We start from the raw sequence: 24,339 nt of genomic DNA, 5'->3' as shown, positions 1-24,339 counted from the left end.
TTGCTGGGCAATTGAGCAATTTTGCTGAACCGCGTGTGAATAAAATAGGGTTTAACCTCTATTATCGCGCAAAGCGCGAGAAAAATCAGTATAAAGCCACGTATTTACTAGCATCCTAAGTCACTTTGTTTTACATTTGCATGACAAAATACAGTGATAAGAGCGCATTTATGAATAACGAGACACTCCCCCAACTCGAACAACTGATTGATCAATTAATTGCTCAAAATGAACGACTAAATAATGAAGTTTCTGGCCTTAAAGAGCAAAACAGTAAGCTGATTGATGAAAATGAAACTTTACAACTTGAAGTGCTTGAAAGTGAAGAAAAGCAAAAAGAGACAAGTAGCACTTTAACTAACTTACTTGATAAATTACAAAGCGCAACTCAGGCGAGCTAATGCCTGAGAAGACCAATCAAGTTGAAGTAACTTTACTCGGTAAAACTCATCAATTTGCCTGCACCGAGGGGCAAGAGAATTTGCTCCTTGATGCCGCGAACTTGCTCAATGAACGTGTTGATACAATGAAGCAACGCTCTACCGTGCGTAATGAACAAAATGCACTGCTGCTAGCAGCCTTGCACTTATGCCATGATCTACAAGCATTAGAACTTCAGCAAAGTTCACAGCAACAAGCGCAAAAAACCCTGGTAGAAAAGCTTTCTCTTTACTTGGAAGTGGATTGAGCCCTTTATAAAAAACGTATTTTCGGTTAAATTATCATCATGAATATTTCATGATTTTTCAGATGATGCGTTTTTTAACTTTACTAATTTTAACCTTTCTGTCTCTCTCTTGTTTTGCACAACAGTGGCACCAAGTCGATACGCATACATTTATCATCGCACCGCATAAAAGCATAGCTCAGCTTCAAGCAAATCAAGCAGTGATAACTGGAACTGACTGTGCTGCAATTATTAATGCCCATGGTGACTTCACGGTATTAGAACAAACAATCAATCAAATTAAAAAGCGCCTATCGGTCCCTGTGTGTTACCTCATAAGCACCGGCAGTTTACACGACGAAATATTAGGTATTGCGCTTTTGCAACATGCTTTTCCAGCAGCTAAATGGATAGCGCCTGACTATGTAAAAGAGAATATTCGAGTATATCAAAGTGCTTATAGGCAAAAAATCGACGACTACTCACTCAGCTATTCCGTGAGCGCTCAGCGAACAAAAACCTTGAGTGAGCACGAAACAGCACACTGGCAAAAAAGGTTACACACCGCCAAGCAACGAATTGCCTATTGGCAATCTTTAGACATCCCCTTACCACAGGGTAAAGTCACGTCAGTACAATTAGGTCAAAATACGCTTGAAATTACACCCACAGTCGCTGCCAGCGCCGGGGATTTGTTCATATTCAATCAAAAAAATGGCGGACTATTTGGCGGAGCCAATTTAGACCCTATTCCATACGTGACCCATAACTCCATCTCCCAGTGGCACAATACACTGGTATTATTAAAACAACGTAACGAAGTCGTCTGGTTATTACCCAGCCATGGTAAACCATATAAACGAGATGAGCTCACCAAGCCAGTTGCTTTCTTGCACGCAATTATGGCATTCGATCTAGAACAACAGCCCTCTGTACCGGCAGCATTACGAACAATGTATAAAAACGATGTTGCTGAACAGCAAAAGTTACAGCTGCTCTTTAATCTTGCCTTAAAACATACCCAATCAATGCCAACGGGTACTATTTCAACCTATAAACATGAACACCGTAACACGCTTGCTCTGCATGAATAACATAATATCAACTGTGTGCTTATGCTGTATAAGTGCATTCATATTAGTCGGGTGTAAACTAACCACCCCAACAAGCAACGACACTGATGCAGTACTCAGTGCGTTAGCCACTGAAAATAAAACGCAGTTATCAGATAAGCAGCCTGCTTTAGTGCTTCAGCCCAATATAGAAACACCCAATGTCGCAATTCCCGCACCTCCAGAAACGAACTTATGGCAAGTCATTGCTGATAACTTAGCATTTGATGTTGTACCAACTCCCCGGCTGCATAAACGCATTGACTGGTACTTAGCTCAACCAACTTATTTAGTACAAGTAAATAAGCGTGCTGCGCCCTATTTATTTCATATAATACAACGCATTTCACAACGAAATATGCCTATGGAACTGGCGTTGCTGCCATTTGTTGAGAGTGACTTTCGGCCCACGGTGATCTCAGCCCAACAAGCTGTAGGAGTATGGCAATTAGTCGATGCAACCGCCTACCATTTTGGTGTTACGTCCGATCCTTGGTACGACGGACGCAAAGATGTGTTAGCAGCGACAGATGCTGCGCTGAATTATTTAAGTTATTTACATAAACGGTTTAACGGCAATTGGCTCCATGCAATTGCAGCTTATAACAGTGGCGAGGGTCGTGTAAAAAAAGCCATCGAGCGAAATAAAAAGTTAGGGATCAGTACGCATTTTTGGCATTTAACACTGCCAAAAGAAACCTCTGAATACGTACCAAAGCTCTTAGCTTTAAGTTATTTACTACAAAAAAACCACCCTAAGTTTACACTGCCTAATGTGGTCAATTACGCCTACACGACCCAATTAGATGTTGGACAACAGTTTGATTTTGGTCTGTTATCTAGTTTAGTGAATATCCCAAAACAACAGATCCATCAACTCAATCCCGGTTATCTGCGCCATCAAAGCTCACCACAAGGGCCCCATAAAGTCTTATTACCAATGACCGAAAAACAACTACTGCAAAGCCGCTTTTTTAAACGTCATTTTAGCCAGACTTACACGGTAAAAAAAGGCGACACTTTATACGGTATCGCCAAACGTTTTAATACCAAAATAAACACCATTAAACTACTCAATAATAAGTCTTCCTCATTGCTCGGTATCGGGGAGGTGTTAATTCTAAACAAAGCACAAAAAACTGATAGCCTGTTAGTTAGCTATGAAATAAGTCCATACTTGGTAGAAAAGAAACGACCTAAGCCTGCCACAATTGAACACTATCATATTATCAAAACGGGGGATTCATTATGGGATATCAGTCAACTGTATGATGTGGCACTTAAAGATTTACTCACGTGGAACAGCTTGAAGACACACAGCATACTCAACCCAGGTAAAACACTGGTTTTACACTTGCCCAAACCACAACAGGCTACCAAGCCACAAAAAGCCAAACAGTACTTGTCAGAATTAGAGCAATTGGTAAAGCCAGAAAACGGCCCGAAGCCCTAGCTTACTCTTACTTGCTAACGTAAAATGGCCCCGTAATTAAATTAAAGAGACTGTTATGCAAATCATTAAAGACACCGCTGTTGAGTTTCACTACACCTTGAGTGAAGGCGATCAACAAATTGAAACCAGTAAGACAGACGAGCCTCTAAGCTATATCCATGGTAATGATAGTATGTTGCCTGGCCTAGAAAAAGCGTTAGACAACAAAGCCGCTGGTGACAAATTCAGTGTAACGCTTGCCCCTGAAGACTCATACGGTGAATTTAAAGAAGGCCTCATACAACGTATCCCTATTAAGCATTTACAAGGCTTAGGCGATAACAAGGTATGGAAAAAAGGAATGTCTGCCATTGTTGAGTCGAATCAGGGGAGACATCAAGTTACCGTGGTCAAAGTCGGCCGTTTTAATGTAGATTGCGACCTTAACCACCCATTTGCCGGTAAAACGCTGACTTTTGATGTAGAAGTGGTTTCTGTGCGCGAAGCAACAACTGAAGAACTTAGCCATGGCCATGTGCATGGCGCTGGCGGTTGTGGCCACTAAGAGAGAAAAGATTATGACAAAAGTTGCCATTGTAACAGGTGGCAGCTTTGGCATTGGCTTGGCCATTGTCGAAAAGCTGCTATCACAAGGTTATCAAGTATTTAATTTAGATATAAAACAGAGCGAAACAGGCCATTTTGTAGAATGTGATGTAAGTAACGTAGCTGACGTTACACACGCTATTGACGCTATTACCCAGCGTACTGGGCGTGTTGATGTACTGGTATCAAACGCCGGCAAACACCTTAGTGCAACGATTGAAGCAACAGATGAAGAAACGTTAGATCAGCTCTTCGCACTTAATGTAAAAGGTGCGTATGCGGCCACTAAAGCGGTATTACCGTGTATGAAAGCACAACAACATGGGGCGATCATCTTTATTTCATCTGATCAAGCATTGATAGCAAAACCAAATTCATTTGCCTATAACTTAACAAAGTCTGCACTAGCATCAATGGCTAAAACCACCGCGCTCGACTACGCAGCAGATAACATCCGAGCAAATGCAGTATGCCCAGGTACAATCGAGACGCCCCTCTTTCATACAGCAATCGACCAATACTGTGAAAAGAGTGGAGCAAATAAAGCGGATATAGTGGCTGAAGAAGCGGCTTTGCAACCACTAGGCCGATTAGGTAAAGCCGAAGAAGTTGCAGCATTAGTGGCTTTTTTAGCCAGTGAAGATGCGAGCTTTATAACGGGTAGCTTGCAGTCAATTGATGGTGGGTATACTGCACAATGATCCCAATAATTGACCCGCACATTCACTTTTTCGATCTAGAAAAGGGTCAATACCATTGGCTAACCGGCACTAACCCGCCCCCTTGGCCAAATCTATCCTTGATAAAAGCAAACCACCATAAAGCACAGCTTAATAATCCAACTTTTTTAGTCAAAGCAATTGTTCATATTGAAGCTGGATTCAATAACGATCATCCTTATAAAGAGCTTGAATGGCTTGAGCAAACAGTGCCTCCACTGCAATATGGTGCTATCGCCTATCTCGATATTACACTCACACCATGCTTATTTTCTCAGCAGCTTAAGACATTAGCACAAAGTAAATGTTTACGTGGGATCCGTGATATTACTGAGGGTAACGATGCAGAACGATTACTCCATAAACATGTTCGGCAAAACCTCGCAACACTGAGCCAATATCAGCTACATTTTGAAGCACAGTTTGAATTACACCAACATAATATTGCTAACCAAGTTGCACAGTACTGTATCCATTTACCTAATTTGCAAATCATACTTAACCATGCCGGATTAATTGAAAGTGATAAGCCTTATAAAAAAGGCTTAAACACGCTCTCGAAGTGCCCCAACATTGCGATTAAGTTTTCAGGCATAGAACATGTAATAAGCCCTTTAGAGCCACACGCGTGTTTAACATTGTTATTGTCATATTTTGGCGAAGACAGGGTGATGTTTGCATCAAACTATCCGGTTTGTTTGATGCGTCAAAATTATGAAACCGTATGGCTTGGCTATTATGGGCTCGTAGAAAATGAATTATTATGGCAAAAGCTCAGTCACCATAATGCAAAGCGATTATATCGGCTAAAATAAACTAAGAGCGAATTTGTACTAGGTCATATGCAGCTAAACGCGGCACAATGGCCTGAAGACGTGCTTCGGTCTCATCAAGTGTATTTAAGCACTCACAATATTCATCTGCTTTACTTTCTAGTTGTTGCGCTTTTTTCTGGAGTGATTTGTCTATTTCTTTAGTAATGATGTCCATACGCTGCCCCATGTCAGTAATACGGTCTTCAATATTACCTTCCCTAGATTTAAAGGCATCACCCAAAGACATTAAAATAGCCCCTAAAGAGCCATGAACGGCGGAGTGAATTTTTTGACTTATTTCTTTTGTGAAAAAATCATCAATCTTAGACAAAGACTGCGGAGCAATAAAAAAGAAGTCATCTCCCCGTTTAAACTTATCCATCAGTGCGCGTTCAACATACTGTAATTGAGTTTGTAAAACTTCAGGCTTTTTATCAGACATCCCTTCAACAACTTGCTCAATTGCACTGAGTCCTAAATTAACCCCATCCGTTGCGAGGCTCACTAGCTCTGGAACTGTATCTCTGATGCCTTTTGAGTACTCATGTAAGACTTGAGTTTCTCGTTCTGATAAGTCTATCCAGTACCCTTGGATCAGTAGCTGATTGTCATTATTAATTTGCACTCGGGTTTGTCCGTTATCAACAATTCGTATCACTGAATCGGTAATAATTAAACCGTGGCCTAGCTCAACATCACATTTGCTTTGCGCCACACTAAACAAAGGCAATATAGCAAGCAACAACGACACACCACAACGCGTAACAAATGACATAGGCTACCCCTTAAAATACATCAGCCAAGGGTAGCAAATTTTTATGCATTGCCAAAGTTATTTGCTATACCTGACTAACCGTAAAAAAATGTCTGAAGTTTTGGCTTTAATGTTGTTTTTCCCATCAGCGAACTGATATGCCCACGCATGATCGATTTGCTTAATCGCAGTAGTACTACTCCAATAATTTTCGTCAAGCGTCTCCGTAAATACACTTGTATTGGCTGCAGGCTCAACACATTGGTGCTCTACAATGCTTGCAAGCTCTTTTACACTCGGCACATGCCAATCTTTAAAATCAGCGAATTCATCATTTTCTGCTACCATTAGCGCCTGCTGCCAATTAAGCTGCTGTGCAGTTCCCGCGCAGCTTTGGCTTGCAGAGCTAAAGGTTTGACCGTAACTACAGCGTTGCCACATTAAACCTGTCGCAGTATCCGTCACCGTGTCGTCTGCGTTAGCCGAAAAACGTGCAGTCGGCGTTGTACTCACCACACTAGAAACACAAGTCTGTGCAGCCCATAATGACGTTGAAACCAAACTTAATACAATACCTAGTACTTTCACTTCATACTCCTAAGGCGTTCTAACTAAGCGAACATACGCTGTATTATTTTTAGGGTAAGCCAAATCATTGCCAGTTAACATATCAAGGATAAACGCTTGCGTTAAGCTACGCCCATCAACGCTGGTTTGAGTTGTCCAATAATAAATATGGTTTAAAAATGATTCACTGGGTGTATTAGGAAAAAATACCGGATCAAGCAACTGCAAACCATCACTTCGACCGAAGTCTATGATGCTCAGGAGCTCCATGTAGGTTGGTAACCGCCAATTGCTCCCTCCGCAAAAGTTGCTCGCATTTACATCATCAATGAGTGACTGAATGCCGCAATGCAAATTGCTAGGGCAGGTTGTATTCGCAGAACCCGTAATAGAGCCATCCTGCGCAGTGCCATCGGTGGTTAGATACCAAGTATAGTGATTCTTCCCTTCACGTACTGATGTATTTGGAAGCGTGCCCGTATTCGCTTCTTTCACTTCCCAAATTAGCCCTGAAACATTGTCTCGCACACAACTAAAAGTGGTTTCAGTGTCTGGTAGTTCATCAGCAAACTCATTTAATTTAGTAAAATCAAAAGCGACACGCCCAGTGCCTGTTTTATCTAGGTAGCTCGCAACACTATCGCGGCCCATATCACCATCCTGAGCAATAAACGTATCATCGTTACAAGAGATCAGCGCCGTATTACTAAAGCAGCTTTCCATTCCAGAATCGTTTAACAAGCCGAGTGCTTTAGGGTTAATGTTAATTGTCACCTCATCGTCATTCACCAGATTTAACGGGTCTTTCACGGTGACTTTAAATTTGGTTTCAATGCTGCTGTCGACATCCGGGGCTAAAAACGTGGTTTTACAGGATGTGGGATCAGATATCGAAAGTGTTACGCTACCGCTGTCTTCTTGGTTCCATACACAAGTATAGTTACCAGACACACTTACACTTTTGGATGCATCGAGCGTCACCGTATCAAACTCAACAACGCTTTGTTCATCTCCCGCTTCAGCAATAACAGGCGTATCGGTAGACTCTAATGTCATTGAGAATTCAGTCCCAGCTTCACCTCCTTCATCGTCCACTAACGTCAAACTAAATCGCGCCGTTTGACTTTGTAATAGGAGTGGATGAGTAAAGCTTATTTCACTTTGCGTTAGATCACTGAGCGTTAATGTCGGGCCTGACAACTGCTGCCATTGATATGACACAATGGCGCCATTGCTGTCTGGATCAGTTGAATCTTTTGCACTAAGTTTAACCGTGTCTGGATATTTGGCAGGTAATGCGGCTGGTTCTGTTTGCGTGACAACGGCAACAGGTAGTTGATTCTCAGACGTCACATTGATGACCACGGTGTCTGATGCCGTTTTATCATTAGGTGCTCGGTAATTAACTTGTAAGGTGATCACACTGTCCGTTTTTACATCAGGTGCAGTAATAGTGACTTCGTTAGTCTGCTGCGGAAACCCTTCCAATGCAGGGCCACTGATCACTTGCCAATTGAATGTTCCATCGGCTGGTGAAGCTGATGCCGTTATGGTTACGCTGGCTTTTTCTACCACTGTAACACTGTTACTTACATTAATACTGGCGTTAACTTCTGTCGGCTCAGAGGAAGATGAACCGCCTCCACAGCCTATTAAAACACTGCTAAAAAGGGCTATACAGGATAAACGGTTCAACATACTTCGGCTCCTAGCCTGCTACATGTAGCTATCTTGATGAATTCTCACAAATAATTTTGTGCCTATTTTACTATAATCGACTTTATATTCTCTGCCATCCAGCGACTGAATAAACAATAACCGCTTCACTTCGCCAAATATATCGGCACTGCCAATATTTACAATCTCTAAATAACGCTCTTTGGCTTCTCTACGATTGCGAGGAAGCTCATCTTTAAACGGGATCAGTCCATTCGCTGTGACTTGGATCTTCGGGTGGTTTTCCCCGTTAACAATAACCAAATCGAGCTTTTTCTCTTTGTGAATGATCGTATTACGACCGCTTTTAATATAGGCTCTATCATCGCTCATGGACTATTCCTGTTACATCTGTTCATTGGTGACTTGCTCTTCTCGCAAGTTTTTAACCACCTGTTCTGGACTTAATTTCCAGCGGTTTAATAAAGTAGAAAAACGCCAAATGTCTCGGTCCAACACATTTGCTGGTAATAGCAAATCGTAACCGGTTAGCGTTTTCAGATTGTGCATTCGGTTAGCAAACATCGCAATTAAGCCCGTATATGTTTGCCCTGAATCAGATTTAAATTCATCTGGTTCAATTAACCATTCTGATGGGCAGTTGCCATTTTTGCAATGCATTTTAACAGCTTGTAAAAATATATGCCGCTGTTCAATCAACAATTTACCCGCTAATCTTGGGCTCAACGCCTGTAAGAACTCATCTATACTAATAAGTTTAATGCCAACTGCGTTTAATTCCAGTAATTCCAAGGTTTCCCCTGCCTGTGGGATCCCGCAAGAATGCAAATTGTGTATCCCAATTTGCCACTGACCGAACTTGTGCACATATGTGATCTGCAGTGCATCAAGTAATATACTATAATATGGCTGCTGACTTTTCAAAAAGCCTATGAATATCGCTACGATAGCGCTACTTGTTAAAGCGATTTCAAAGATACTAATTGCGCTGCTACGCAAAGATACAAAAATCATAATAACCGCCAGCGAAATACCACCGACTATCATAAACTCGATACTATGCCGATTTGCCTGCGCTCTTAGTTTTGCCTGCATTTGTTACGCCACCTTTACGTATAAAAACCAAAATAAAATACAAACATAATGATCGCCCATACCAGCAATTGCCGTATTCTCCTACACGTCTGACACTTTTGTTGTTTAGTCATATTATATAATTCAAACATTTAGGTACAAATATAAAATATTTAGGCGTTTTTTCGGTCAACGCACAAATTAACGAGACATCCAACCACCTTTTCTCGCTACATATTTTGTACACTAGGGTTATCAATAGCAGTGGTAAAATAACATGTATGCACAACAATCGGGTAAAGCCCTCTTTCCGTTTATTATTTTAGTCTTGATTTGTATATCAGGCTATTTGTATTTCCCCGCATCACAAGGCAAAGCAACAAATACTAAGCGTGGCGCAACAGCCGTTACAACAGTTGCAGCACAAGAACAATCTCGGACCATTACAGTTGCCGCAATAGGCAACGCCAGAGCAAACCAAGCTATCGATATCGTGAGTTCGCAAAGTGACTATGTGAGTGATGTCTATTTTGCCGACGGCGATCTGGTTTTACAAAATGATAAATTAATACAACTGCAAGATATAGAAGAAAAGCTGGCAGTGAAAGAATTAACTATCCGATTAAAAGAACAACAACGACAACTCGCACGTCTCACTGAATTGGCCAAGACGCAATCGGCGGCACAGTCAGCCCTAGAAGAGCAACGCTCAGTGGCTGACGCCTTGCTCACACAACTTCAAAGTGCCAAAGTAGAGCTGGCACAAATGACTGTCACAGCTCCATTTAAAGGCGTACTCGGAAAACGACTTATCTCTGTAGGTAGCTTTGTTGATAACAATACACGGATCACCACTTTAGATGACATCAGCGTGATAAAAGTCGACTTCCAAGTACCTGAAAAGTATTTAGGCCAGTTGAAAAAAGGTATGACCGTCACAGCCTTAAGTGATGCATATGGAGCCACCCCTTTTGACGGCGTGATCTCTCACATCGACCCACGCATTGATGAAACAACGCGCACGGTGCAAGTCACCGCCGATTTTACAAACGAGCATATGCAACTTAAACCAGGCATGTTGTTACACATTACCGTAGAACTGCGCTCTCTTACCGCCATTATGGTCCCAGAGAAAAGCATTATACCAAGGAAAGGGCAACATTATGTGTTTGTCATTAATAATGAAAACAAAGCACAGCTCACAGAGGTTGAATTGCACACTCGATTTAGTGGCTGGGTCGCCATTAAAAATGGCCTCGCGACAGGCCAAAAAATTGTTACAGAGGGTACAACAAAAATACGCTCTGGTTCTGCAGTCACAGAAAAGGGGTAGACTGTGAAAATAACTGATACAGCGGTTAAAAGACCCGTTTTCGCCATTGTTATTAATTTGCTACTGCTAACCTTCGGTATCGTGGCATTTAGTATGCTGCCATTGCGCGAGTATCCCGACATCGAAACTCCCATTGTCAGTGTCAGCACTGACTATACAGGTGCATCAAGTGAAGTCGTTGAAGCAAAAATAACACAGGTGCTTGAAAATCGAATCTCAGGTATTGAAGGCATTAAAAGTATTAACTCTTCGAGTCGAAATGGTCGCTCTAATATCACAATCGAATTTAATATTGATAGGAATATAGATGCGGCGGCAAATGACGTGAGGGAGCGAGTATCGCGTGCATTAGATAGGTTACCCGAACAAGTAAGACCACCTGAGGTATCTAAGTCAAATTCAGATGAAAGTCCAATCGCATGGTTTGTACTTAACAGCGACAGTATGAACACATTACAGCTATCTGACTACGCTCAGCGTTTTATTGTCGATAGACTGGCTGTGGTAGACGGCGTGTCTAATGTCCGGATCGGTGGCGAGCGACAATACGCCATGAAGGTATGGCTAAACCGACAGGCAATGGCTGCCAGAGGCGTTACCACAAGCGATATAGAACAAGTATTACGTCGAGAAAACGTAGAGCTTCCCGCTGGGGAAATTGAATCACTTGATCGAGATTTTGCAGTGCGTATTGCGCGTAGCTATAAAACCCAAAATGATTTTAAAAACCTCGTTATTAAACGCGGTGATCAAGGCTACTTAATTAAGCTCGCGGAAGTCGCGGATGTTGTATTAGAAGCCGCAGATGATGAAAGTACCTTTCGCGGCAATGGTAAAAATATGATTGGCCTTGGCATTGTCAAACAAGCAAAAGCCAATACCTTAGATGTGGTTGATAACGCACGCCAAGAACTAGAAAAGATAAAACGCAACCTGCCTGAAGGCACCACGATACAAGACAGCTACGATTCTTCAATTTTTATTAGAGAATCAATTACTGAAGTGTACCGTACATTAGCGATAGCAATGGCCCTTGTCGTTGCCGTCATATTTTTATTTTTAGGCACTATTCGCGCCACTCTAATTCCCGCAATTACAGTACCGGTGGCATTAATTGCCACCTTTATGTTCTTATTGGCGATGGGGTATTCGATTAACCTTCTCACCCTACTCGCACTTGTACTGGCTATAGGATTAGTCGTTGATGATGCCATCGTCATGCTAGAGAACATTCATCGACGCATAGAACTGGGAGAGCCCCCGCTCCTCGCCGCTTATCGTGGCGCAAAAGAGGTTGGATTTGCCATTATCGCGACGACATTGGTACTCATCTCAGTCTTTGTGCCATTGGTATTTATGGATGGTCGAATTGGCGCGTTGTTTACAGAGTTCGCCATGGCTGTCAGTGCCGCGGTGTTATTTTCTAGTATTACATCGTTAACCCTTGCCCCCGCTTTATGCTCAAAAGTTCTCAAGCCAAGCAGTTCAAATAATAAATTCAGTCAATGGATGGACCGCCAATTTGCGCGTTTGGAGCAAGGCTATCGCAACACCTTATTAGCTAACTTAAAACGTCGCAACAGTCTTATAGTAGTCTTGATATTGGCAGGTTTCACCAGCTTTAGCCTATATAAACAGATCCCCTCAGAGCTAACCCCTAAAGAAGACAGAGGTACATTCTTTGTTATGATGAATGGCCCTGAAGGAGCAAGCTATGAAAATAACGAACAAAATATGTCGCAAATTGAGCAGCGCTTATTACCTTATGTCGATGCAGGCGAGCTTAGTAGAGTATTAGTCCGTGTACCGGGCTGGGGTGGTCAAGGTGGCGTAGCCATCATCGGTATGCCTGACTGGGATGAGCGAAAGCGCTCAACTTGGGAAGTTATGGGTGAGATCAGCACAAAAATGCGTGAGGTCACTGATATTAGAGCCTTTGCCATAATGCGCCGTGGTATCGGTGGCGGTGGGCAATCTCGTCCTATAGAATTTGTACTTCAGGGCAATGATTACGCCGAACTATCCCAGTGGAGAGACCGGATCATAAAACGCGCACAAGAAAATAAAGGCCTAGTGCGCCTTGATCATGATTATAAAGAAACCTTTCCACAATTTCTTATCCACATAGATAAAACCAAAGCCGCAGATTTAGGTGTATCTATAAGTGATATAGGTAATACGTTAGAAACAATGCTAGGACAACGCCGCATCACCACCTTTATCGACCGTGGTGAAGAGTATGACGTTATCTTAAAAGGCACTAAAGCTGATTTTAGTGGGCCTAATGATATCGCCAACATTTTTGTTAAATCACGCACCGAACAACTGATCCCGCTAGACAGTTTGATTAATATTAAAGAAGAAGCGACCGCTTCTAGGCTTAATAGATACAACAGAATGCGTGCTATCACTATCACAGCCAACCTCGCCAATGGCTATACACTAGCTGAGGCGCTCGCATTTTTAAATACCATCGCGGCAGAAGAGAATGACATCGATGGGGCTGTTGATTATAAAGGCGAGTCACAGCTGTTCTATGAAGGCGCTTCAGCAATGACCTATGTGTTTATTCTCGCCCTAACCGTTACGTTTTTAGTACTTGCAGCCCAGTTTGAAAGCTTTGTTCATCCACTTGTGATCATGCTCACAGTGCCACTAGGCCTAGTGGGTGCTATGTATGGCTTGTACTTAACCGATAGTTCACTCAACATTTATAGCCAAATCGGGATTGTCATGCTGATTGGCCTAAGTGCTAAAAATGGCATTCTCATTGTTGAATTTGCAAATCAATTACGTGATAAAGGCGTCGCGTTCGAACAAGCAATTGTTGATGCATCTGTGCAACGCTTAAGACCAATTATCATGACATCACTCACCACAGTAATGAGTTCAATCCCGCTAGTAATGGCTGTCGGTCCTGGTTCTGAAAGCAGAATGGTGATTGGTGTGGTTGTGTTTGCTGGAGTCAGTATTGCCACATTGTTAACGCTGTTTGTGATCCCGTGTGCTTACAACTTATTCTGTAAAAATACCCAGTCGCCTGAGTTTTTAGCACAAAAGCTAGAACAGCAGGCCTCAACAACTAAAGAGATACAACATGACTAATCTACACATTGCGACCTTCGGTGGAGGGTGTTTTTGGTGTATTGACGCGGCGTTTCGCCGTGTCAAAGGCGTCACCTTAGTAAGCTCAGGTTATACAGGTGGTCATTTAGAAGCACCGACATACCAAGCAATATGTCAAGGTGACAGCGGCCATGCTGAAGTGGTCAAAATATCTTTTGATCCAACAGTCATTGATTACGACACATTATTAGAGATATTTTTTACATTACATGATCCAACGCAGTTAAATCGTCAAGGGAATGATGTGGGCACACAGTACCGCAGCGTCATCTATTTTCATGACGAAGCGCAGCAGCTAAAAGCACATGCAATGATCTCTACACAGCAAGCGCATCATAACGCACCGATTGTGACAGAGATAAGCCCCTCAACAACCTTTTATCCCGCTGAGGACTATCACCAAGATTACTTCAACGAAAACCCTCAACAAGGGTATTGCAGCATCTTAATTGCACCAAAAATAGCCAAATTTGAACTGGCATTTAAAAACTGGATCGTCGACTAACCTATAAATGTGTACTTGAGGATCATCTTGAGGATCATTACAACGTTCTCACTTTGCAGAATAAACACCCTCTGAGCAACGTCAGAGATATCTTTGAACAGAAAAAAGGCGAGTAGTCACTCGCCTTTTTATCACACTATTAATTACTCAAGGTGCCCGTTAAAAACGTACTGTTGCACCTACATAAGCTTGTCGGCCCAATGCGGTATACCCCAATACATTGCCATTACTCGCATATCCGGTGGCTGCGGTAATATAATCTTTACCGGCAATATTTTCTAATCTCGCATTCAAAGTCAGTCCATCAAAAAGCCTATAGTTAGCGCCTAAGTTAAACACTGTATACCCTGCAAGCGTTGTCGCCACAGACTGGCCTAAATTCGAATCATATAAATTAATTGAAGGGCGTGATGAGCGATACTGCATCGCAAGATTTACATCAAGCTTGTCCCATGAACGTGCCACAGTGTAATTAAATGACTCAGAAGGACGACGAGCAAGTTTTTCACCCGTTGAACTGTCTTTGGCATCTAGGAATGTAACATTAATACTATGTTCAAAACCGAACGCACTTACGTTTGCAGACAATTCAACCCCTTTCATCGTGGCATTATCCACATTGTAAGGAATATACTTTCCAGAATCTGCATCATATTGGTTGCTGATCAAGTTATCTATTTTGTTCTGAAAAACAGCAACATCATATCGGCCCCAACGCGTTGATAATGACATGCCAACTTCATTATTGGTTGCTTCTTCAGGTTTAATATTGACGTTCGGTAAATACCATGGGCTTTGCGTTACAAAGGTATTGGTCAGTGAAGGTGCTCTAAAGGCAGTGCCATGATTTACTCTAAACGTCACATCTCTATGAGGCTTGACACCAAAAGCGGTTGTATAAGTGTTTGCTCTACCATGGTAATCATAGTCATCAGAGCGCACAACCACATTTGCTAGCCATTTATTATCATCATAAAATCCACCCAAAAATACCGCTTGATTATCTCGCTGTGTTTCACTGAAAGTGGCTGTAGAACCACCAAGGTCTTCAGTCAAATAATTAACACCACCGGTAAATTGCGTTGTTTCATTTAACCTATACAAAGTACGATATTCGACTTCTGCGCGGTCAGTACTATAAATATCATGCTTAGGTGTACCCGTTTGAATGTTCTCTTCTTGCGATGTACTTACTGAGGCAGAGTGTTCAAATTGACCTAACTTTTTCTGCCACGCGATTCTGCCGCTATAGTTTTCAAAATCATAGGCGTCATTACCCCATGCATTGTCATACTCAGCATCGCCTTCACTGTATTGAACAATGGCGTTAAATTGGCCTAACTCTTCCGTATTTACCGTAAGATTAAATCCAATATTTTGGTTATTGTAACCATCTGAATCATGATCTTTCCCAATAGATGCTACAGAGTCTTTTGCTATGACGTCATAGCCTTTTGTATCTTCATACCCTAAGTTATAACCAAGGGTAATATTATCTTGGCTAAATTCACCCGCTTGCTGATAATTCACATAGTTGTGACTACCACTCGTTAGTGTAATTTCATGCTGCGTAGCTTGGCGTGTAATAATATTGATCACCCCAGCCATTGCATCAGAACCATAAATCGCAGCACGTGCCCCTTTAACTACTTCGATTTTCTCGATGCTGTTTACGGGAATATTGGTAAATGACACACTGCCTGAATTGGCATCACTAATACGCACCCCATCAACCAATACTAAGGTATGTTTTGTCGCTGCGCCTCGAACAAACACACTGGCCTTTTGACCAAAGCCACCGTTACGTACTACATCAATGCCAGCTACCGTGTTCAATAATGAAGGCAAATCACGGATGTTGCTGCTTTCTATTTCTGCACGCTCAATCACATTGACCGTAGCTAGCGTGTTATTAATTGATTGTTCGAACTTATTTGCTGTCACCGTAATACGTTCAATGTTTTCAGTTGATGTACTTTTTGCTGACACAGAAAAAGAGAGCGCAGTCAAAATTGCAGCGCTTAGTGCGGATTTAGCTAACATTGTTTCCCCTTACTCATACCCACCGTACAAGTAATAATTAGTAAATGAATATCAAGGCCGGTCTCCGGACTTTGCTTATAAAGCATTACCGTTGCGGGGGCAGTGTTGGACTTAAACCAGTACATGCATTTGCACCAACTTCCCGATTATCTTAGCAAGTTTATTCACATTAACTGCGTAATATGAAAGTCATAAAAACTTGTTAAGCACCTTGAAAAGAGCTGTTATTGTGCGAATTTTGAGGGGAAATGTCAATGGACGTCTAGAAATCTAAAAATTAACAGTTCACACGTAGAGTCGATCATTTGATGGATCAGCATAAACTTTGTAAATAAAAGTGGTACAGCTTGGTACCACTCAATATTCATTAATCGCGGAAGTTTTTAAACTGGAAAGGCTGTCCTAAATCAGCGGTACGCACAACTTGCATCGCCTCTTGTAAGTCATCGCGCTTTTTACCTGTTACACGCACTTCTTCACCTTGAATCGCCGCTTGCACTTTAATTTTGGCATCTTTAATCGCTTTAACGATTTTTTTCGCCATCTCTTTTTCAATACCTTGCTTTAAAGCCACCTTACGTGAAACATGCTTACCAGCGCGTTCAATGTCTTTTAACTCTAGGCTAGCTACGTCTAAGCCACGTTTTGATGCTTTACTTGCTAAAATATCAAACAATTGCATAACTTGTGGATCGGCTTCTGCTTTCAAAGTAATGGTTTCATTTGTCAGCTCAATAGAGGCATCAACACCACGAAAGTCATAACGAGTTTCTAATTCACGCTTCGCATTATCTACTGCATTTTGCGCTTCTGTAATTTCAATTTCTGACACAATGTCAAATGATGGCATAGTAAATCTCCTAATATTTATGCTGCAATTATATCAACCTAAAATAAATTTTGGACAACTTTTTATATTCACCCAACAGCCAGTTTTCAGTGATATACTGACTTCACTCTTTTACACACGAACAACCCAGGAAGTTTTGTGACCAGACGTATTTATCAAATTGTTTTGCTTATTACCTTGGCTATCTGTACTGCGCTTTTTGCGAAAGAAATCCAACATTCAGGCATACGGATAGAACACCTTGATAAAATTGCTCACTTTGGCATATTTTTTATACTTGCTTTTATTATGCACCACGCCTTTAAATGGCCAATGTGGTTACAAATAACCTTGCTCGCCAGTTATGGCGTGGGTATTGAGTTAATGCAAGGTATGCTGCCACACCGTCAAGCCTCATTTGCAGACTTTATTGCCGATGTCCTTGGAGCTGTTAGCTATTACGCCAGCTATATTTTATGGCGTACTTGGCGTGGTAACAAATATGGCTAATCTACATATTGTGGGGGCAGGCGCGATTGGTTTATCACTTGCTAAAGCATTCGCTTATGACCACTCAGTGACTTTATTAGTAAGACGACGCTATACAGCCCCTTTTGCGTTTTCAAGCGGTCAACAGCTGCATCACTTACCTGTAAAGCACATCGACTTGAGCGATCCCACCCAAAATCAACCACTCATCCAGCATGGTTTTATTTGTGTTAAATCATATCAATTAAACAAGGCAATTCAATCAATTGCCCCCTATTTAGCAGAGCATGCTAATCTATTTATTAGCCACAATGGCATGAGCGACCTGAAAGAAATAGAACAATACTTAGGTGCAAAACAGGCACTTTTTTTCTTCAGTACATCAATGGGTGGATTAAAGATAAATGACACCACCGTAAAAGCCACTGGAGCTGGAGAAACCTACCTTGGTGCATGTAATGATATCGCTTTAGAGCGCCTAAAGCTCAGCTTTAACCAGTTCTTCTGCTCGCAAATCCCACACAGTAAAATTCACCATAATATCGCGCAACTGCGATGGCAAAAACTACTCGTAAATGTCGCGATAAACCCTTTATCTGCCATTCACCAGGTAAAGAATGGTCAACTACGTCAGCCACGCTATGCCAGCATGATCTTACAGTTATTAAATGAAGCATGTGTCGTGGCAAATGCAGATAATATAGACATAAAACTCAACGAAGCACTCACCAGTGCTTATCAAGTTATGACTGGAACTCAACATAACTCATCGTCTATGGCACAAGACATACTGAACGGTAGGCACACTGAAATCGATGCTATTTGCGGATATATCGTAAAAAGAGGAGCGTATCATGGTATTGACACCCCCTATAACCGCGAGATGTTTAATCAGCTATTGAAACTTCACCGCTGACATATCGCTGAGTCCGATAGACCCAGCGGTAAAGAATGTACAGCTAATTTACTCTGGTTTATACACTTTAACGTTCATAAAGCCATTCTCATGAAGGATAAGCGCTTGTAATTGACTCATCACCCCTTTTTTACAGTATAAATAGTACTCTTTGTCTTGCGGTAAATCGGCAAACTTAGTGCTTAAGCGGAAAAAAGGTAAATGCTCTACATCAACACCCTCAACCTCTAATGGGTCCGCATCTTCCTCATCAGGTGAACGAATATCAAGGATCACACCATTCTCAGGCAGTTGGCTTGCCGTTTCGGCTTCTTTAACTTCTTCTTTGGCTTCTGTCTCAATCTCTCTAATGTCTTTAACCGTTGCGTTCTTAATCACGGTATCTAACACATCAAAATCAAACTTGGCTTCTTCAGCGATAATAGTCTCAAGCTTTGCTTTAACTGTGGGCTTTTTCGAAATAACCCCACAATATTCAGGCATCGCCTCAGCCATTTCAATGGTACCAATATCACGCGCAATATTAATAATTTCAGCTTTGTCATGTTGGATCAGTGGGCGAATGATCAGCGTCTCTGTTACTCGGTCAATCACGTTCAAGTTTGCCAATGTCTGGCTTGATACTTGACCAATACTTTCACCAGTAACCAAAGCCGGAATATTTAATCGTTCGGCCACTTGGCTGCCTGCACGCATCATCATACGCTTGAGCACCACACCCATTTGCCCGTTTTCTACATTCTCCAAAATCTCAGCAACCACGGGCTCAAAATCGACCGTAATAAACTTTACTTTATGGGTAGAACTAAAACGATTCCATAAGAAATGGCTCACTTGCTTCACACCAATTTCATGTGCAGCGCCACCTAAATTGAAGAATAAGAAGTGCGTACGCGCCCCTTTTCTCATCATTTGATAGGTTGCAACACCAGAATCAAAGCCACCTGAAATAAGTGACAAAACATCTTCTTGTGTAGGTAATGGGAAGCCTGCAATGCCATAATGAGTGTGCGTTACAATATAAGCTAAGTCGCCTTTTATCTCGATTTTAACGGTCACTTCGGGTTTGCTTAGCTTGACGCGTGCGCCTTCTACATGCTGATTTAACCCACCTCCGACGTAACGCTCTACATCCGAGGAGGTAAATTCGTGGTCACCTCTACGTTTTACACGTACACAGAACGTTTTGTTTTCAATGGTGTGCCCAGCTAACTCAAGCGTGCGCTGATAAATATCATCTAAGCCCTCAAATGCCGTTTCTTGTACTTCAATAAATTGCACGATACCTGGCACGCGCTTTAAATTATCAACAAACTGACACCGTACATTTTCATCAGCACTTTGACTTTCAACCGAGATATTGTCCCAATTGTTTTTTACTTTTACATTTTCATCAATCCGACGCAAAATGATTTTGATATTTCTTTCAAGCACTTGTGTAAAGCGCTTACGAACGGACTTGCTCTTGATTGCAATCTCAGGATGCAATTTGACGATAAATTTAAGCATAGAAACAACTCTTTAGACTAGGCGAACGCGCGCCGGGACAACAGGCGCGCGATTATAGCAAACTTCTCTGCGACTAGGAAATAACCAGCTACATAAAACGATGCTATCAAGCAATACTCGGGAGTGACTCATCAGCAAGCTGCTGGTAGTGCGCCTGCAACACGCTAATCTTTTGTACACTTAAGTCGGTGCAGTAGGGTTTAAACAGCATAAGGACTTTAACAATGCCATTATAAATATCTTGTTGTTCAAGCACGCCGGTCAATCGCCTCGCTTTAACATATGGTGTCCAGAAGCTTACTGTCATTTTCAGCATATGCGCCACTTCAACAGCATCTTCATCACTAATATCAATGACCTTACTGGTTCGTAAACCAATAACAACAGAACGTACTTGCTCAAAGAGATCAGCCTGAAATGAAATATAGTCTTTTTTCAACACCTCATCTTTGGCCAAAATGTCGGTCAAGTTATCGTAAAAGAAATGGTATCGCCACATCAGTTCAAACAAGGAGTCTAAATATTTAGTCAACTGCTCTAACGGCTCAAACTCGGTATTCAAAGGTTTAAAATGCGTACTTAGATGCTCGCGATATAACGTAAAAATATTGCGAATTATGTCCTCTTTGTTTTTAAAGTGATAATACAAATTTCCTGGGCTTATCCCCAAATTGGAAGCAATATGATTGGTGGTGATCGCCCGTTCCCCATGTAAATTAAACAAAGCAATACTGGTACGAATAATTTTTTCCTTGGTATTCATATCCTGTTCTCTCTAACACGCAAATTTTTATAATGTAAGTGAATTACTACTAGCTGAGTATAGCTAAATAGAATAACTGAAAATAGCATTAATCAGTTTTAGATATAAGCAATATTACATCTAAGCAGACCAGTGAAATTTACATGGAACACTGCTACCATAGCGAAAATTCCACTGACTACACTGATTTTATGAAAGTGACCGCCTTATACCCTGGTACATTTGATCCATTAACCAATGGCCATGCTGATCTTATTAAACGCGCTGCCAAAATGTTTGATGTTGTCATCCTTGCGATTGCACATAACCCAAATAAAAAGCCGTGTTTCACATTAGATGAAAGAGTGGAGTTAGCTAAGCAAGTACTTGCTCAGCATAAGAACGTTAAAATTATTGGTTTCTCTGGGCTATTGGTCGATTTGGCTAAAGAGCAAAATGCCGAAGTATTGATCCGCGGGATCAGAGCGGTCTCTGATTTTGATTACGAATTCCAGTTGGCTAATATGAACCGTCGGTTAAACCCAAATTTAGAAAGTGTGTTTTTAACCCCTTCAGAAAGAAACTCCTTTATCTCGTCAACGCTGGTTAAAGAAGTCGCATTACATGGCGGTGATGTCAGTGAATTTGTCAGCCCCCTAGTATCCAACGCATTAAAGGAAAAATTACACGGATGAAGTACATTCCGCACGCTATTGCACTGAGTCTTGCTGCAACCACACAGGCCATCGCAAGCCCTTGGATAACCCATGATCAAGCAGCTCTCAAGCACTCTATTGATTTATTAGTAAGTCATAACATAATAAACCGCCCTGTAAATCAGTACCCCTTACTATGGCAAGGTATAGTGCAAGATTTAGCAACCATTGATGAAGCAAACCTAACACCGCAATCCCACTTTGCTTTGCAGCACTTAAAACATGCTTTACAACAAGCAAAACGGGCACAATATTCAAGTATCAAAGCACAGTATAATAGTGAGTCAGACTTACCCAATGGGTTTGGAGCACGCCATGCTTCGCGTTCTGGTTTAAATACCTATGGCATTATTACTGGCGCAAACGTGAGTGCCAAACTGAATATGAATTACACTCACGATGCACAAGACAAAAAACATGTGAATCATCATGGCAGCCACCTTGCGATACTTTACGGTAACTGGGCGCTTAGTGCTGAGAGATTAAGTTATTGGTGGGGGCCAGCCAATGAAAACGCACTGCTCCTGTCAAACAATGCGGCCCCAATGAAAGCACTGCGCTTGAGTCGGGCTAATAGCAATTATGAAGGTCCCAACTTTTTATCTTTTATTGGCCCTTGGCAAGTAACGGCAATAGCCGCTAAACAAAAACCATTACTAACACGCACCGAGGAAGGTGACTTTTGGGGAATTCGTTTATCAAGCACCCCAATTGCAGGCCTAGAGCTGGCATTTAATAGCACCCACAGTGATTTTGTATATACCCAGTTAGACCCAGTTAATAACCCTGAGCAGACAACAAAAACACGCCTAACGAGTATCGATTTTAAGTATTCAACGACTCTGAAAAACCAACCTATCTCAGTTTATGGTGAACTGGCAGGAAACAATGACAATGGTATTTCATCAAAGCATAACAGCGTCACATTGGGTACAGAAACCTTTTTTGGCGACGTTGAATCCCGCACTAAAGCCTATCTAGAATACAGTGATAGCACCACAAACTGCCAAGCTCAGCAGGTCAGCTTTCAATGTAATTTTGACAATATAGATAGCGGTTCTGATTATACTGAACGAGATCTCTGGTTAGGCGCGGCAATGGGCCCTCAAGCTAAAAGCATTACCCTTGCTGCGGATCACTATCAAATGTCAGGTGTTGGGGGATACGTAAAGCTAAAGCATATCGACTTTGAACACACACAAACCAAACGTATATTGCTGGAAGGCGGCTATCAACAAGGTTTACTCAACGGGCTCGCTAAATTAGGGGTGACTGTTTGGCAAGACGATAATGCGCAAAAAGAGAGTGACATAGAAAGTGCGGTAAAAATAAGCTGGGAGTTTCAGTTTTAGTAGCTATGTTTTAGTAGCTATATAGATAAATATCTACAGTAGCGATCCACATAATTAGAGGTACAGTGGCAGTACCTCTAATTTAAATAAACTCTGCATAAAGCAAACTTGGGCAAGATTCAACAACAATCTTTCATACCCACCAACTTTCTTCTCAGCTGATAAATACCTAAAAAATCCCTTTTCAATAAAAGTACGGCTATCATTATTCCATCCAACGTATTTACCGTATAAAAATGAATGGTCCAAAGCAACCAAGGTCCATACTCATTAGTACCCCATTTAATTACTACATCAACATGCAATATAAGAAAAAAAATGGCATTTAAGCTTAGACAGAGCACCAGGTAAAATCGACAAAAATGGCCTGCGTAACTCGTTACTCTAACAAAACGGCATAAAATTAAAATTGTAACAATATCAAAAAGGAAGTAGATTAAATTAATAGAACGATAAAATCCTGCTGGTATACTAACACTAAGGTTATGTATATTAATCGAGGATAAATATGACAAAAACATGACTAAAGACAGAAAAAAAACATCTTTACACTCAGCACGATTTACATTTGTCATTCTCACCATATTAACTAACGCAGAAAATAAGAACAAGAAAATAACAATATTGTTCATCATTTCATTTGTTAAATTATTCACATCTATAACCAGTGCAGCCAAACTAGGTATTAACATTACAGTTATCAAGTGCACCTCTTAATTTACACAAGCCCAGAAAGTCCTTACGAAGGATAAGGGATAAAACCATCATAAAATCTACTAAATTTATAATTATTGTATAAAAATCAAAAAACCACATCGGAATAGATTTAAAGTCGTAGCTAAACCAAATTTGTAATAATAAAAAAACCGACGCATTAATTGCCATACCCATTAAAAGATAAAATCGACATACCCTCCCTTCATTAGTTCTAAAATTTAAAACCTTTCCAATCAGAAACATCGTTAGGATATCAAAAACAAAGTAGACCGTAAGAAAGGTAAGTACAACACCAAAAACCACCTGATTATCTAACTGATTCAAAGGTGCTGATAATAAGTAAGATATAAACATCACAAATGATAATAGTGTGACTTCTTTTCTTCCTAAATGCCAATCACTAAAACTGCCAGAAGAGATAGAGCTTGCGAAATTAATAAGTGTGGAAATAAGAAAAAGCCATACAATCAAATAATTTAATATAAAGCTAAACATATAGTTAATTTCATCAGTTATGACATTTTGCATACAATTAACCTTACACCCACCATTTCAATAAATAAAAATTAAAAAGGCTCAATTTTGAAAAATGGAAGTAAAACGCTAAATCTTATCAAAAAAACTTTACTCTCTATTCCT

The 24,339-nt window shown here is 41.2% G+C and carries 25 protein-coding genes and 1 riboswitch; of the genes, 14 read left to right on the top strand and 11 right to left on the bottom strand.

Going from position 1 to position 24,339, the window contains the following annotated elements; translation table 11 throughout:
• Nucleotides 1-170 precede the first annotated feature (170 nt).
• From zapB to BGP78_RS03225, 7 genes are all read left to right on the top strand, one after another.
• A complete protein-coding gene (gene zapB / locus BGP78_RS03255; protein WP_119860051.1) occupies nt 171-401 on the top strand; it encodes a cell division protein ZapB in 231 nt (76 codons plus the stop codon).
• Nucleotides 401-688, top strand: coding sequence for a cell division protein ZapA (gene zapA, locus BGP78_RS03250; protein WP_119860050.1), 288 nt, complete (start codon nt 401-403; stop codon nt 686-688). The genes zapB and zapA overlap by 1 nt, the downstream gene beginning before the upstream one ends.
• Before the next feature lie 62 nt (nt 689-750).
• Entirely contained in the window at nt 751-1,761 is a 1,011-nt protein-coding gene (locus BGP78_RS03245; protein WP_147386057.1) for a hypothetical protein, read from the top strand.
• On the top strand, nt 1,754-3,232 hold the full coding sequence (locus BGP78_RS03240) for a transglycosylase SLT domain-containing protein (RefSeq protein ID WP_119860048.1): 1,479 nt from the start codon (nt 1,754-1,756) through the stop codon (nt 3,230-3,232). The genes BGP78_RS03245 and BGP78_RS03240 overlap by 8 nt, the downstream gene beginning before the upstream one ends.
• Before the next feature lie 55 nt (nt 3,233-3,287).
• Nucleotides 3,288-3,776: a peptidylprolyl isomerase gene (locus BGP78_RS03235; RefSeq protein ID WP_119860047.1), complete on the top strand. Its 489-nt coding sequence runs from the start codon at nt 3,288-3,290 to the stop codon at nt 3,774-3,776.
• A 13-nt stretch (nt 3,777-3,789) separates the two neighbouring features.
• Complete coding sequence (locus BGP78_RS03230; protein WP_119860046.1) at nt 3,790-4,518, top strand: SDR family NAD(P)-dependent oxidoreductase; 729 nt, start codon at nt 3,790-3,792, stop codon at nt 4,516-4,518.
• Nucleotides 4,515-5,351: an amidohydrolase gene (locus BGP78_RS03225; RefSeq protein ID WP_119860045.1), complete on the top strand. Its 837-nt coding sequence runs from the start codon at nt 4,515-4,517 to the stop codon at nt 5,349-5,351. The genes BGP78_RS03230 and BGP78_RS03225 overlap by 4 nt, the downstream gene beginning before the upstream one ends.
• Nucleotide 5,352: 1 nt before the next feature.
• Here BGP78_RS03225 and BGP78_RS03220 read toward each other — a convergent pair whose 3' ends face one another.
• The 5 genes from BGP78_RS03220 to BGP78_RS03200 are packed head-to-tail and all read right to left on the bottom strand — an operon-like array spanning nt 5,353 to nt 9,444.
• Complete coding sequence (locus BGP78_RS03220) at nt 5,353-6,126, bottom strand: YggN family protein (protein ID WP_119860044.1); 774 nt, start codon at nt 6,124-6,126, stop codon at nt 5,353-5,355.
• Nucleotides 6,127-6,183: 57 nt separating this feature from the next.
• Complete coding sequence (locus tag BGP78_RS03215; RefSeq protein WP_119860043.1) at nt 6,184-6,693, bottom strand: DUF1566 domain-containing protein; 510 nt, start codon at nt 6,691-6,693, stop codon at nt 6,184-6,186.
• A gap of 9 nt (nt 6,694-6,702) precedes the next feature.
• Nucleotides 6,703-8,370, bottom strand: coding sequence for a DUF1566 domain-containing protein (locus BGP78_RS03210; protein WP_119860042.1), 1,668 nt, complete (start codon nt 8,368-8,370; stop codon nt 6,703-6,705).
• Between the two features lie 18 nt (nt 8,371-8,388).
• Complete coding sequence (locus BGP78_RS03205) at nt 8,389-8,721, bottom strand: hypothetical protein (protein ID WP_119860041.1); 333 nt, start codon at nt 8,719-8,721, stop codon at nt 8,389-8,391.
• 12 nt (nt 8,722-8,733) lie between these two features.
• Nucleotides 8,734-9,444, bottom strand: coding sequence for a DUF2982 domain-containing protein (locus tag BGP78_RS03200; RefSeq protein WP_119860040.1), 711 nt, complete (start codon nt 9,442-9,444; stop codon nt 8,734-8,736).
• 256 nt (nt 9,445-9,700) lie between these two features.
• Between BGP78_RS03200 and BGP78_RS03195 the strand changes: the two genes are divergently transcribed.
• From BGP78_RS03195 to msrA, 3 genes are read left to right on the top strand one after another with little or no spacing between them, the layout of a single operon-like run.
• Complete coding sequence (locus BGP78_RS03195; RefSeq protein ID WP_119860039.1) at nt 9,701-10,756, top strand: efflux RND transporter periplasmic adaptor subunit; 1,056 nt, start codon at nt 9,701-9,703, stop codon at nt 10,754-10,756.
• Between the two features lie 3 nt (nt 10,757-10,759).
• Complete coding sequence (locus tag BGP78_RS03190; protein WP_119860038.1) at nt 10,760-13,861, top strand: efflux RND transporter permease subunit; 3,102 nt, start codon at nt 10,760-10,762, stop codon at nt 13,859-13,861.
• Nucleotides 13,854-14,387 (top strand): peptide-methionine (S)-S-oxide reductase MsrA, encoded by a 534-nt coding sequence (gene msrA / locus BGP78_RS03185; protein ID WP_119860037.1) that lies wholly within the window; start codon nt 13,854-13,856, stop codon nt 14,385-14,387. The genes BGP78_RS03190 and msrA overlap by 8 nt, the downstream gene beginning before the upstream one ends.
• Before the next feature lie 159 nt (nt 14,388-14,546).
• Here msrA and BGP78_RS03180 read toward each other — a convergent pair whose 3' ends face one another.
• Together BGP78_RS03180 and BGP78_RS03175 are read right to left on the bottom strand one after the other, a co-directional pair.
• Nucleotides 14,547-16,430 (bottom strand): TonB-dependent receptor domain-containing protein, encoded by a 1,884-nt coding sequence (locus tag BGP78_RS03180; RefSeq protein ID WP_119860036.1) that lies wholly within the window; start codon nt 16,428-16,430, stop codon nt 14,547-14,549.
• Nucleotides 16,431-16,467: 37 nt separating this feature from the next.
• Nucleotides 16,468-16,617, bottom strand: a riboswitch (cobalamin riboswitch).
• 180 nt (nt 16,618-16,797) lie between these two features.
• Nucleotides 16,798-17,280, bottom strand: coding sequence for a YajQ family cyclic di-GMP-binding protein (locus BGP78_RS03175; protein ID WP_010364095.1), 483 nt, complete (start codon nt 17,278-17,280; stop codon nt 16,798-16,800).
• 138 nt (nt 17,281-17,418) lie between these two features.
• On the opposite strand from BGP78_RS03175, the gene BGP78_RS03170 reads away from it, so the two are divergent.
• Together BGP78_RS03170 and BGP78_RS03165 are read left to right on the top strand one after the other, a co-directional pair.
• Nucleotides 17,419-17,769 (top strand): VanZ family protein, encoded by a 351-nt coding sequence (locus tag BGP78_RS03170; RefSeq protein WP_119860035.1) that lies wholly within the window; start codon nt 17,419-17,421, stop codon nt 17,767-17,769.
• Nucleotides 17,762-18,664, top strand: coding sequence for a ketopantoate reductase family protein (locus BGP78_RS03165; protein WP_182912207.1), 903 nt, complete (start codon nt 17,762-17,764; stop codon nt 18,662-18,664). Before BGP78_RS03170 ends, BGP78_RS03165 begins: the two co-directional genes overlap by 8 nt.
• A gap of 48 nt (nt 18,665-18,712) precedes the next feature.
• Here the strand turns inward: BGP78_RS03165 and thiI are convergent, their stop codons facing one another.
• Both thiI and BGP78_RS03155 read right to left on the bottom strand, forming a co-directional pair.
• A complete protein-coding gene (gene thiI, locus BGP78_RS03160; RefSeq protein ID WP_119860033.1) occupies nt 18,713-20,173 on the bottom strand; it encodes a tRNA uracil 4-sulfurtransferase ThiI in 1,461 nt (486 codons plus the stop codon).
• A 106-nt stretch (nt 20,174-20,279) separates the two neighbouring features.
• Nucleotides 20,280-20,936, bottom strand: coding sequence for a TetR/AcrR family transcriptional regulator (locus tag BGP78_RS03155; RefSeq protein ID WP_119860032.1), 657 nt, complete (start codon nt 20,934-20,936; stop codon nt 20,280-20,282).
• A gap of 191 nt (nt 20,937-21,127) precedes the next feature.
• On the opposite strand from BGP78_RS03155, the gene coaD reads away from it, so the two are divergent.
• Nucleotides 21,128-21,610 (top strand): pantetheine-phosphate adenylyltransferase, encoded by a 483-nt coding sequence (gene coaD / locus BGP78_RS03150; protein WP_119860031.1) that lies wholly within the window; start codon nt 21,128-21,130, stop codon nt 21,608-21,610.
• On the top strand, nt 21,607-22,983 hold the full coding sequence (locus BGP78_RS03145; RefSeq protein WP_119860030.1) for a capsule assembly Wzi family protein: 1,377 nt from the start codon (nt 21,607-21,609) through the stop codon (nt 22,981-22,983). The genes coaD and BGP78_RS03145 overlap by 4 nt, the downstream gene beginning before the upstream one ends.
• A 119-nt stretch (nt 22,984-23,102) precedes the next feature.
• Here BGP78_RS03145 and BGP78_RS03140 read toward each other — a convergent pair whose 3' ends face one another.
• Complete coding sequence (locus BGP78_RS03140; RefSeq protein WP_182912206.1) at nt 23,103-23,687, bottom strand: hypothetical protein; 585 nt, start codon at nt 23,685-23,687, stop codon at nt 23,103-23,105.
• Nucleotides 23,662-24,228 carry a hypothetical protein gene (locus BGP78_RS03135; RefSeq protein ID WP_119860028.1) on the bottom strand — a complete coding sequence of 189 codons (567 nt, stop codon included), beginning with the start codon at nt 24,226-24,228 and terminating at the stop codon, nt 23,662-23,664. The genes BGP78_RS03140 and BGP78_RS03135 overlap by 26 nt, the downstream gene beginning before the upstream one ends.
• Nucleotides 24,229-24,339 lie beyond the last annotated feature (111 nt).

The sequence above is a fragment of the Pseudoalteromonas sp. MSK9-3 genome (assembly GCF_003590335.1).
Taxonomy (GTDB): Bacteria; Pseudomonadota; Gammaproteobacteria; order Enterobacterales; family Alteromonadaceae; genus Pseudoalteromonas.
The sequence above is the reverse complement of the archived record's forward strand: the minus strand, read 5'-3'. Positions and strand labels throughout refer to the sequence as shown.

Coding starts and splice junctions, on each gene's coding strand:
- BGP78_RS03195 (WP_119860039.1), top strand. CDS start 9,701: ATGTATGCACAACAATCGGGTAAAGCCCTCTTTCCGTTTATTATTTTA.
- BGP78_RS03135 (WP_119860028.1), bottom strand. CDS start 24,228: ATGCAAAATGTCATAACTGATGAAATTAACTATATGTTTAGCTTTATA.
- BGP78_RS03175 (WP_010364095.1), bottom strand. CDS start 17,280: ATGCCATCATTTGACATTGTGTCAGAAATTGAAATTACAGAAGCGCAA.
- zapB (WP_119860051.1), top strand. CDS start 171: ATGAATAACGAGACACTCCCCCAACTCGAACAACTGATTGATCAATTA.
- msrA (WP_119860037.1), top strand. CDS start 13,854: ATGACTAATCTACACATTGCGACCTTCGGTGGAGGGTGTTTTTGGTGT.
- BGP78_RS03205 (WP_119860041.1), bottom strand. CDS start 8,721: ATGAGCGATGATAGAGCCTATATTAAAAGCGGTCGTAATACGATCATT.
- BGP78_RS03180 (WP_119860036.1), bottom strand. CDS start 16,430: ATGTTAGCTAAATCCGCACTAAGCGCTGCAATTTTGACTGCGCTCTCT.
- coaD (WP_119860031.1), top strand. CDS start 21,128: ATGAAAGTGACCGCCTTATACCCTGGTACATTTGATCCATTAACCAAT.
- BGP78_RS03245 (WP_147386057.1), top strand. CDS start 751: ATGATGCGTTTTTTAACTTTACTAATTTTAACCTTTCTGTCTCTCTCT.
- BGP78_RS03155 (WP_119860032.1), bottom strand. CDS start 20,936: ATGAATACCAAGGAAAAAATTATTCGTACCAGTATTGCTTTGTTTAAT.
- BGP78_RS03165 (WP_182912207.1), top strand. CDS start 17,762: ATGGCTAATCTACATATTGTGGGGGCAGGCGCGATTGGTTTATCACTT.
- BGP78_RS03225 (WP_119860045.1), top strand. CDS start 4,515: ATGATCCCAATAATTGACCCGCACATTCACTTTTTCGATCTAGAAAAG.
- BGP78_RS03240 (WP_119860048.1), top strand. CDS start 1,754: ATGAATAACATAATATCAACTGTGTGCTTATGCTGTATAAGTGCATTC.
- thiI (WP_119860033.1), bottom strand. CDS start 20,173: ATGCTTAAATTTATCGTCAAATTGCATCCTGAGATTGCAATCAAGAGC.
- zapA (WP_119860050.1), top strand. CDS start 401: ATGCCTGAGAAGACCAATCAAGTTGAAGTAACTTTACTCGGTAAAACT.
- BGP78_RS03200 (WP_119860040.1), bottom strand. CDS start 9,444: ATGCAGGCAAAACTAAGAGCGCAGGCAAATCGGCATAGTATCGAGTTT.
- BGP78_RS03145 (WP_119860030.1), top strand. CDS start 21,607: ATGAAGTACATTCCGCACGCTATTGCACTGAGTCTTGCTGCAACCACA.
- BGP78_RS03220 (WP_119860044.1), bottom strand. CDS start 6,126: ATGTCATTTGTTACGCGTTGTGGTGTGTCGTTGTTGCTTGCTATATTG.
- BGP78_RS03235 (WP_119860047.1), top strand. CDS start 3,288: ATGCAAATCATTAAAGACACCGCTGTTGAGTTTCACTACACCTTGAGT.
- BGP78_RS03210 (WP_119860042.1), bottom strand. CDS start 8,370: ATGTTGAACCGTTTATCCTGTATAGCCCTTTTTAGCAGTGTTTTAATA.
- BGP78_RS03230 (WP_119860046.1), top strand. CDS start 3,790: ATGACAAAAGTTGCCATTGTAACAGGTGGCAGCTTTGGCATTGGCTTG.